At 54.6% G+C, this 9,393-nt stretch carries 7 protein-coding genes; 2 read left to right on the forward strand and 5 right to left on the reverse strand.

Annotation, left to right across the window (positions count from 1 at the left end):
* Window positions 1-281, forward strand: a 281-nt coding sequence (locus BSU04_RS37155; protein WP_144021474.1) for a transposase, incomplete at its 5' end; no start/stop codon positions are given.
* A gap of 311 nt (window positions 282-592) precedes the next feature.
* Here the strand turns inward: BSU04_RS37155 and BSU04_RS37160 are convergent.
* Window positions 593-847 carry a hypothetical protein gene (locus BSU04_RS37160; protein ID WP_089165224.1) on the reverse strand — a complete coding sequence of 85 codons (255 nt, stop codon included), beginning with the start codon at window positions 845-847 and terminating at the stop codon, window positions 593-595.
* Between the two features lie 2,321 nt (window positions 848-3,168).
* Between BSU04_RS37160 and BSU04_RS37165 the strand changes: the two genes are divergently transcribed.
* Window positions 3,169-3,633: a hypothetical protein gene (locus BSU04_RS37165; RefSeq protein WP_089165225.1), complete on the forward strand. Its 465-nt coding sequence runs from the start codon at window positions 3,169-3,171 to the stop codon at window positions 3,631-3,633.
* A gap of 555 nt (window positions 3,634-4,188) precedes the next feature.
* Here the strand turns inward: BSU04_RS37165 and BSU04_RS37170 are convergent.
* From BSU04_RS37170 to BSU04_RS37190, 4 genes are all read right to left on the reverse strand, one after another.
* Window positions 4,189-5,118: a hypothetical protein gene (locus BSU04_RS37170; RefSeq protein WP_144021476.1), complete on the reverse strand. Its 930-nt coding sequence runs from the start codon at window positions 5,116-5,118 to the stop codon at window positions 4,189-4,191.
* A 1,546-nt stretch (window positions 5,119-6,664) separates the two neighbouring features.
* Window positions 6,665-6,904 (reverse strand): hypothetical protein, encoded by a 240-nt coding sequence (locus BSU04_RS37180; RefSeq protein WP_089165228.1) that lies wholly within the window; start codon window positions 6,902-6,904, stop codon window positions 6,665-6,667.
* Between the two features lie 98 nt (window positions 6,905-7,002).
* On the reverse strand, window positions 7,003-7,356 hold the full coding sequence (locus BSU04_RS49025; protein ID WP_089165229.1) for a polysaccharide biosynthesis protein: 354 nt from the start codon (window positions 7,354-7,356) through the stop codon (window positions 7,003-7,005).
* Between the two features lie 168 nt (window positions 7,357-7,524).
* Window positions 7,525-9,393 (reverse strand): polysaccharide biosynthesis protein (locus tag BSU04_RS37190; protein ID WP_089165230.1); only part of this gene is annotated, 1,869 nt, incomplete at its 5' end.

Genomic DNA, 9,393 nt, shown 5'->3' on the forward strand with positions numbered 1-9,393 from the left:
GGCGGCTGGCCACGACGCTCAAGGAGCGCCTGCCGGGCGTCGTGCGCGGCATGCTCGACGGTCGCAGCAATGCCTATGTCGAGGCGATGAATGGCATGCTCCAACAAACCAAGCGGGCCGCGCGCGGATTTCGAACCGTGAAGAACTTCGTGGCCATCGCCTACCTCCGCATGTCCAGGCTAAAACATTTGCCGCAAAATCCTTTGCGTCCCGCCGCCTCGCGTGATCAAGGGATTAAACGCTATCGCGCCGGCCGTCAAGTTCCACTCAAAACGGCATAGAGCCAGCGCGCCTGCCATCTTCGGAGTCCAGGGTGACTTCTACGATATGGGAAATGACGACAATTCCTTTTTAGCCGGTACCTTCGCTATCATTTTAGCGACTGTCTTAGAAATCCCGTAAGGACTCGCTAAGCCTTCTGCATTGCCTCCGCCTGTCGTCGACCAGCGCACCCCGCTCGAGGGTGTTCGCACGGAGGTGATCTTCGCAACTGTATCCTTTTTATCATCAAGCGCTCACTCCACGCTCCGCCGCTCACCAAATTGCCATGTTAAGAAACTTACGCCGTTTTTTCCTGCAGTTTCAGCGTGTTTCATCGCAGGAAAATCAGGTAGAAGCGCACGAAGGAAAGTAGAGCCCACATGAAGATAAAGATCAGCGTCCACACCCCCCAAGCCCAGAAAAAGATCACAAGCGTGATGCCGGCGATCCATGGGCCAAGCGCTGTATGGCCAAAGTACCTCATGTCGACGTACCACAGCAGATAAAAGACCAGGCCGATGACAAAGCGGCGAACCTTCGGGTGCAACTGCATGAAGCCCTTGATAAGCAGATTTGATGTGTTCATGACTTCCTCCTATATCTCGCGGCCAAGGCACGGCCGAAGAGCGTTGCGAATTCCCATGTTGTAGTCGCGATGCCGATTAGCAGCCAGAACCGTACGGCGCGAATCCAGTCTAGATGTACATTGCGTTGAAGAGGTTCATGTGCTTTCCTTTTGAGGGCTTGCTCTGCTGCGCCGTCATCGGTCAGCCAAGCCACAACCCATCATCGCAGATCCATATCAAAGTCAAGCATGCCTAAATTTCGACTTTCAAAAGCCTGCTTAACCTTCGTAGATACGGCGACCGACAAAATAGCGCTAGCCGAGGAATTCAACACGTGGCCGATGTCGTGCGCTGACTAAGGCGCTGACTAATCACGGGCGACATCAACATGGCCCTTTTTGCCGGTGCGGTGGATCCTGTTTTACTCAACCCGAGCGTGACGCGAACGCCAAAAGCGTCATCATGTCGGGCCTGTGCAGCGCGCATTTCGCGCTGCACAGAAGGTCACGATTTGTGGGTCAGGACGGGCTGAGTCAACCAAGCGAAGCGAGTAGCGCTGTTATTCGAGACCTTTGAATTGGAAGCAACTCGAACGAACTTTCAATTAGAACGACCCTCCTGCGCCAATAGGCTATATCCAGCCCGTGTATCGGCGTGTATGTGTCTGACCACGCCATAAGCCGCACGACCTTTTCGAGATGATCTAGCTCTGTGTCCGCAAGCCGCGACGGACGCGCTTTCACCCTGCTCGCCACCGCTCCTAGTAACCTTGGATTTTTCATTCGCAACACCCGGCGGGACCGCCGAGGCTTGCGAATTCGGGGCCAGTCAGGCGAGCAGATTTGATGCGATCCGAGGCGAGCGCGATGGTAAGCGCGACATCACCGCGACAGGCGCATATCCCACGCGCGGCGCTCACTCGGCACGCATGAGAGGAGGCAATAGGGCGGGAAACCCGGCAAAGATAAAAAGATTGGAACATGTCGAAGTAGGCTCAGATGTGATAACCCAGCATCTCAGTTCCAAAACGAAGTCAAGCACGACGAAGTATTGATCGCCGTTCTTCGCGAGTTTTTTCTTGAGGCGAAACCTCGTTGGGATGGATATCGGAACGCGGCGCGGCCATGCAACAAGCGATCGCCGAGTTCAACAGACGATCAAGCCAATGTTTGTCGCAAGGCGCGGGTCTTCACTTTCTTCAAGCACTTGCCACTGGACCACGCGGAACGTTCGCTCGGGACTTTTTCGCCCCCCCGGCACGGTGGGCTGCGCCGGCCAGTTCGAGCAACTGATGTCGTGAAAGCCAAGGAATGCCGAAGCTGTCTAGACCAAAAAAACGTAGGCCCATGGTATGAGCCAGGAAGGCTGTAGTTAAATCCGACCTGCACCATTGTCCGAACGCGGCGCGCGAAAAGCGCTATGAAAATTGCGAGCTTTCGCTTTTTACTCGACGCTGCCACGGCATAGACTCTCTCCATTCCCGCGCTAATGCGCATCGATCTAAGCAAATCAGCTCGCTGGTGGCTTTCCGTCTTGCTCGCTTTTTTAATGATTCGACATCGAGGATGGGGCGACCCGTGTTGGCATGCCAACACGCAATAACTAACCATTTTCAACGTAAGTCATTGATTAAAAATATTAGTCACGTTAAACCCGAGGCGAAACTTTTTCCACAAAATTGAGCGTATTTCACTTTATTGACCCGCGCGAAAGGCCGTTGAGATGTTCGCTCACTGGAATCCGTCACGCAGGACGAAGCATTCCGGTTGTCCGATCAGCCCGAAAGCAGTCGAAAACCCAATTTTTCGTTCAGGTTTTTTCGAGCGAGCCGCTTCCCGGCATGTTTCTTAGATATAGGTTTCTTAAGTAGTCGCAATCCATGTCCACGCTCGCTCACGTGCCGGCGTCTTTGAACGCAGGTTTGTGTTGGATCGTGTTGGACAATGTGCGTTTATAGGGCATTGCAACGCTGGTTTATACCGAGCGCGCACCCTATCTTCATTTGTCGTGCAGATCGGCGACTGACAACAAAGCATCAATCGTTTTTTGCCGGTGAGTCGATCCGTCCGATCGTCCACCGATACTGGGCGTCGCTCTGACAAGACGACGCTTTCCTTGCGGGGTGGTTTTCCCGCAAGGGACCACCTCGTATTTTTTGAGGTCTAACTGTGAAATTCTTCAAGTACTTATATTCGGATCATGTCGGCACGCGTACGAGTCACGGTGCTATGTTTTTCATGTTCTATCGACCGGCCTGCGATATACGTCGGGGGGTCGGAGGCGACTTATACATGCCTGAGCGCATCGCTCGTGACCACAATGAAACTCAGGAAGGTAACCGATGAAACTGGCCAACGCGAAAATTCAATACCCCTGTGGCACGATCATCATCGACCGCGTGTCGCTAGACATACGAACGGGAGAAGTTTTACTGCCGCCCCGGCTAAGGAACATAATGGATGAAATGGATAAGAGCGAAACATCGTCGACTTTCAGTGTCGAATATCGAGGTCGTGTGCTAGCTGTAGCGGTCGACGCAACCGGAAGGTTCCGTGTCGAGATTCCTGACGTGAATACAACAACGCGTCTAAGCGACTTGCGGTCGATAGCCTTCCCGTCCAAAGATCAGCGGAAGCAGAACGGTCGTTTTGTCCATATGCTAAGCGCTGCATCTTTCGTAGGTGCCGCGCTCAGTGCGCTTTCCACATCAAACTGGAATGCGCATGCGATCGCGCAAACGGGCAGTCTGACCATATCTGCACTGCTTTTAGGCGCAGTCGGCTTTTATTGCATTAAGGAGGACTGATCATGGGAGCCCCAATTTTTACGATCGTGCTTGCTCTCATTCTTGCGGTCTTCTTCGGATGGACATCTTACAACGGCCGAAGGTCGGAAAGAGAACGACATCGGGAGTAATGCTAGCCCCATAGCCCGCCGAAGTCGTGATGTTTAACGACATTAAGCGCCAAAGCCGCACCCTCGGGTGCGGCTTTTTAGTTATGCGCTAACCGCACGCGTTCCCGGAGGAGCGTTTTGTCGAGTCGCTCGTGGAGGTCTTCCTAGAAACTACGACTGACGGCTAAGCGAGATTGCTGCTCTCATACGCGAGGAAGCCGCCCAGGCCGAGAGCCGAGAGATGAGACGGACTGGTTAGGATCGTATCCTAGTCATGAACTCCCTTACCAATACGCGTCTTGCGGAGCTGGAATCGTCGCTAGTAAAAAACAAAAATGTGCCATCGCCCTCAATTACCCACGGACAATCCGAGCGGAGCGCCACTCATCCTGGCCGACCGGCCAAGATTAGTGCCTGAAATCGACATGCTGCTTGGCGTTATCCAGACAAAATCCGCCGCGCCTAGTCAACGCCGTATTAACGCATCGAAATCCGGCATATTGGAACGGACCATCGCATCAATCTCGTCGAATTCTTTCGGTCTCAGCCTCTTCATAAGCACACTTCGCACGGCTTCTCCAATCTCTTTCCTATATTTCAGTAGCAATGCAGCATCGTTACATTCTATTTTAAGACACTTGTTCCCTCGATCTCGTGTCACGCGGACATTGATATCGTCGTAAGGCAAGACATGCTTTCCGCACAGCTCATCGATCACATTGCGCGACGAACGCGTGTCCGAACAACCGTCCATCCGCCGTGCCCGATCTGCCATCGGGATCGGGCCGAGCTCGTTCTTGATCTTGAGTAGACGGGTTCCGACGCCGAACGTGAGCGACCCACGAAGAAAAAAAAGGGCTTTCACCTCTCGCGGCAATGCGTCTATCAACACCGCTCGATTCACAAGGACACGCGGCAAACCCATCGCGGCGGCGCCTCCTGTTACCGTCGACCACGCGCCCCGGGTCTTTCCTTCATTGAACTCTTTTGCTACGTCAGACGGAAAACGCTGTTCGGTCCCGACTGACTCTGGCTGCAGCCGCGTCGATGCTTCAGCTTGGATGAACTCACGGCCTCTTAATGCCGCGAGTACCATGCGCGTGCGCTTATCGTTGACGCTCTCAGCGAAGTGATTGGCCCGGGCCAGCATCACTGGCAAGCCGTCGCTTGCCGAGATCTCCAGGAGCGTTTTTGCGCCGTGATCCGTAATAGCTTTCGGCGACGAAAAGAGGTTCAAAATCTCGCTGGGAAGAGCCGCAACGCTTACACCTCTGGACAGCTTGGAGTGAGTCACTAGCAACTCCTCCGCCGCTGCTGTCTGGGTCGTCCACTTTCCGCATAAAACGCCCGCGGAGAACATTGTTGCGAGATCAATTGGTGAATAGTACTTCGACATACTTGTCATCTTCTTGGGCGCGTTTGTAATCATGTTCTCCAGTGATCCAACATTTGACATCGAAATTTACAGCGACTAGCAGATGGACTGACATATTAGCGATCAATCTCGCTTCCCGATTCCGTCGACATGCTTAACGGCCCGAAATTCATTTCTTGAAATTTAAAGTAACTATTAGTCTTGAACTTTCAATAACAGGCGAGCAAGGACAGCCTCTTCCTATATTCTGCACGTCTCGTGACCGCATGATGCGGTCCGAAGACAAGCGCTGTGCACAGCGAGATAAGCTCATCCCCTAACTTTCAAAAAATGGACTTTGACTTGATGATTTCACTTGAAAGTCCGGTATTTTGGCGATGTCGCAAATTCTCGAATTTTTCAACTAAAAATGGGCGCAAAGACGGCGGACCGCTCATCAACTTGCAGGCACGGTGTGCTCACAACCCGTTCCAAAGGACTTCGGTTTGCCTTTCTGATGAGTAGAAAACCTAGACGAGATGGTCCACCGACGCGTGGACATTAGCCGCTCCTCCACAGCGGTTTTTCGACTTCTGGGCGACCACGTGTCGGCATGCCAATACGTAATATTGTTGGTTAACTAAATATTAAGTGCATGATTTTATACAAATATTCCGTCATTTGGTGATAGCGCACAAAGCAGAACAACAGGACAAGAAGTCGCCAATATAGCGATGGCGCCGGGCAAGGAAGTCCGACACAATTCAGTGTGATCCACAATTCAGCGTCGATAATGCCAAATCCAAGATCGTTGGGATTGGGGGACGTGTTGCGTGATTTCCGCTCGTTTTCGTGATTTCGACTTCGTTTGAAATGAGCATCGGGTGGTGCAAGTTAAATCATCTGAGGGCAAACAGCAAGGTCCGGTGGTAGCTTGCGTTTCGGTCGGCAGATAGGCTGCGGATGCCGGCGTATTGAACACTCATCAAAACCTGGATGATTTTGAACCGAGAAACCTGATTTGCGCCTTTGCATAAAGTTTATTGAAAGCCTGAATCGGAAAAGCTATCGAAAATGGCCCCTCTTTCAGCCCTCACGTCCAACGCGTATCGTGCTAGGAACGCATCGCGAGTTTTTAAATTATTTATTATATAAGCACAAGCCGAGCCACAAATTGGATTTGCAGCGCACATATAAGCAAGCGACGGACGATGCGTTCGCCCTCACCGAGATGACGAACTTTACTGCCACGTCCATTCGCCAGCCTTATAGCCTGGCCATCACGATCCACTAGCGGAAAGGCGCCTAACAAAGTTTGCGTTTCACAATTCCGCCATCCGCTTCTCAGCAGACGCCTGAGCGCCCCGACGTCGATCCGCCGAACGGCGCGCTGTGAAGGGTCAACTGCATGCTCGTCTGCCTGATACCCGGACCCTGAGCGCCGTGGGTCACAGCGCATATGGTCCTCAGCCAATACACGAGCCTGCATCGGCCATAGCAGCGGCGCATCGAAGAATTACTTCGGTACTCCTCAAGCCCGCGCATCCCGCAGTCCCGGATGCGACATGGACGCGGTCTTTTCGTTTTCTCATGCGAGTTCTAGCCGGGACGCCGGACCGAAGAAACGAAACGGATTTTTGATCTCGAAAAAACGGTGTGAGCGAGTCAGATTGTGCGACAGATCGACAATTTTCACTGGCTGGCCCATATTGACAATGAGTACTTTGCCGAGACGCTCTTTGCGCGATGCCCCCGACAAACCAGGTTGTATCGCGTCTGGAGTAGACGTGAGAATTTGTTCTGCGGTGCCTTCCCGTGGCTGGGTCATTCTTTGCAATCTGCTACTGAAACTTAGGGACAGGTGGGGGCACTGCTGGGTGGGCCAGCGACGCACACCAGCGTGAACCTCGTACGCAGCGTGGCCTACTACAACGCTTGGGATGCCACATTCGCGAGGCACTTGCTCAGGCTCATTACGTTGATCGGTTGACCGCTTTGTCGGTGGAAATCTGCATGAAATGGTCGACTTGATTGCGGGGTGCCCCCGCGCCATGTGCTGCTGTCGAACACGTTGTTGTGCGCTGCCAGCCGCTCGTTTTGTTCTTGCGCGAGCCGGACATGCTTGCACGCTGCCAAATGAAATACGATGTGCGGCGTGAAATGCGACTGGGTTTGGTCTAGCAGTAAAGGATCTTCGCTTTGCCAACGACCGGAATCATTGATACCGACGCACAAGGCGCCGCGGTAATTGCCATATCGATTGTGAGTTGCTCGGCCCACTGACGCCGGAGCCCGTGGACAACACGTCAGCCGCTCCAAAACTCATTGCGAGCCTGGCTTCGACAAGAGATCAACATCACGTCGCCACATGGCGCTCTGGTCACACAGGCTCGCTATTCGCTCTGCTGCTACATTCGTCCGTTACAACAGCGGACAATTCACGGCGACTCAACCGTTTCGAATCGATTGAACGCTCGTCAAAACCGGAGGCATTGTCGTCTGATATTCCGGAACCCAGCGGCGTAGATCACGCCTCACTTCATCGTCAGCCAACACGCGATGCTGCATCAGCCACGGCAGCAATTCATCGAGGAAGTGATTCGGCACTTCGCGCGCCTGTGCGATTCGCAGCTTCGGATGCGGCGTGCGGGTGGTGGTTTCATCGTCGGCGAGCAACTCTTCGTACAGCTTTTCGCCCGGCCGCAATCCCGTGAACACAATCCGGATCTGCTCCTCCGAGAATCCGTACAAACGAATCAGATCGCGCGCCAGATCCACTATCCTTACCGGCTCACCCATATCCAGGATAAAGATCTCGCCGCCACGGCCCATGCTCGACGCCTGCAACACCAGTTGCGCGGCTTCGGGAATTGTCATGAAGAAGCGCGTGATCTCCGGATGCGTCACAGTCACCGGGCCGCCCTTCGCAATCTGCTGCTGGAACTTTGGGATTACGCTGCCCGCACTGCCCAGCACATTGCCAAATCGCACCGTCTCGAACTGCGTGCGTGGCGCGGTCTGCTGCAACGCCTGGCAGGCCATCTCGGCCAGACGCTTGCTTGCGCCCATTACGTTGGTCGGGTTGACGGCTTTATCGGTGGAAATCAGCACGAAATGGCTGACTTGATGACGGATTGCGGCTCGCGCCACGCGTAGCGTGCCCAGCACATTGTTGCGCACCGCGGCCCACGCGTTCTGCTCTTCCATCAACGGTACGTGCTTGTACGCGGCCGCGTGAAACACGATATGCGGGGCGAAGCGCGACATGGTCTGATCGAGGAGCAGCGAATCCTTGGCATCGCCAATCACCGGGATCACCGACAGATCCGGAAACCGCTCATGCAATTCTTCGACGAGCAAATACATCGCGTATTCGCTCAGGTCGTAGGCCACGAGTTGGGCCGGCGAGAAGCGCAGGATCTGCCTGCATAACTCCGAGCCGATCGAGCCGCCTGCCCCCGTGACCATCACCACGCGCCCATGCAGCAACGCTTCGACGTGCGGCATGTCGATCTTCACCGGCTCGCGGCCTAGCAAGTCTTCCAGGTCGATCTGGCGAACACGTGAGAGGAACGCCTGACCCTGCGTTAGCACGGTGAGCGCTGGCAGAACCATCGCCTTGACGCCGGCGCGAACGCACATAGTCGCCACACGCCGCTGTGCATCGACCGATGCCCCTGGGATTGCGATAATTGCGACGTCGGCCTTGAGTTGTTCCGCCCAGAGTGGCAGTTCGCTGATCGACCCCAGGACCTTGTGACCGAGGATCTCACGACCGCGTTTCGCGGGGTCGTCGTCAAGAAGGCCCACCAGGCGCCATTCGCTTGAGCGCGCCAACTCGCGCACGAGGTTCGCCCCGGCTGTGCCTGCGCCGAGCACGATCACCGGCTTGCCTTGTCCGATCAGGCCACCGTATAGATAGAACTCCTTAGTAGCGCGATATATCGCGCGAGCGCCGCCCATTGCAAGAAACAGCAGCAACGGAGCAACGATCAGAACCGAACGGGGAATCACTGGGTCCGGCTGCGACATGACCGCGCCCACCATCACCACAAGTGCACCGGCTATTACAGATTTCGAAATCCGGATCAAATCGGGCAGGCTCGCAAACACCCACATGCCGCGATACAACCCGAACACGCGAAACATCACCGCATAGACAGGCAACACCCAAATGAGAGCATTGAGCGCGCCGTGCCAAAAGTCGCTAGGGATAGCGCCGTTGAAGCGGACCGAGTAGGCCGCCAGCCAGGTTCCGGCGACGGCGCACAGGTCGAACGCAAATGCGCCCGCCGACAGCCATGTAGCTTTGTATCG

Origin of the sequence: Caballeronia sordidicola (assembly GCF_002220365.1) — a bacterium.
Classification (GTDB): Bacteria; Pseudomonadota; Gammaproteobacteria; order Burkholderiales; family Burkholderiaceae; genus Caballeronia; species Caballeronia sordidicola_C.

Coding starts and splice junctions, on each gene's coding strand:
- BSU04_RS37160 (WP_089165224.1), bottom strand. CDS start 847: ATGAACACATCAAATCTGCTTATCAAGGGCTTCATGCAGTTGCACCCG.
- BSU04_RS37165 (WP_089165225.1), top strand. CDS start 3,169: ATGAAACTGGCCAACGCGAAAATTCAATACCCCTGTGGCACGATCATC.
- BSU04_RS37170 (WP_144021476.1), bottom strand. CDS start 5,118: ATGTCGAAGTACTATTCACCAATTGATCTCGCAACAATGTTCTCCGCG.
- BSU04_RS37180 (WP_089165228.1), bottom strand. CDS start 6,904: ATGACCCAGCCACGGGAAGGCACCGCAGAACAAATTCTCACGTCTACT.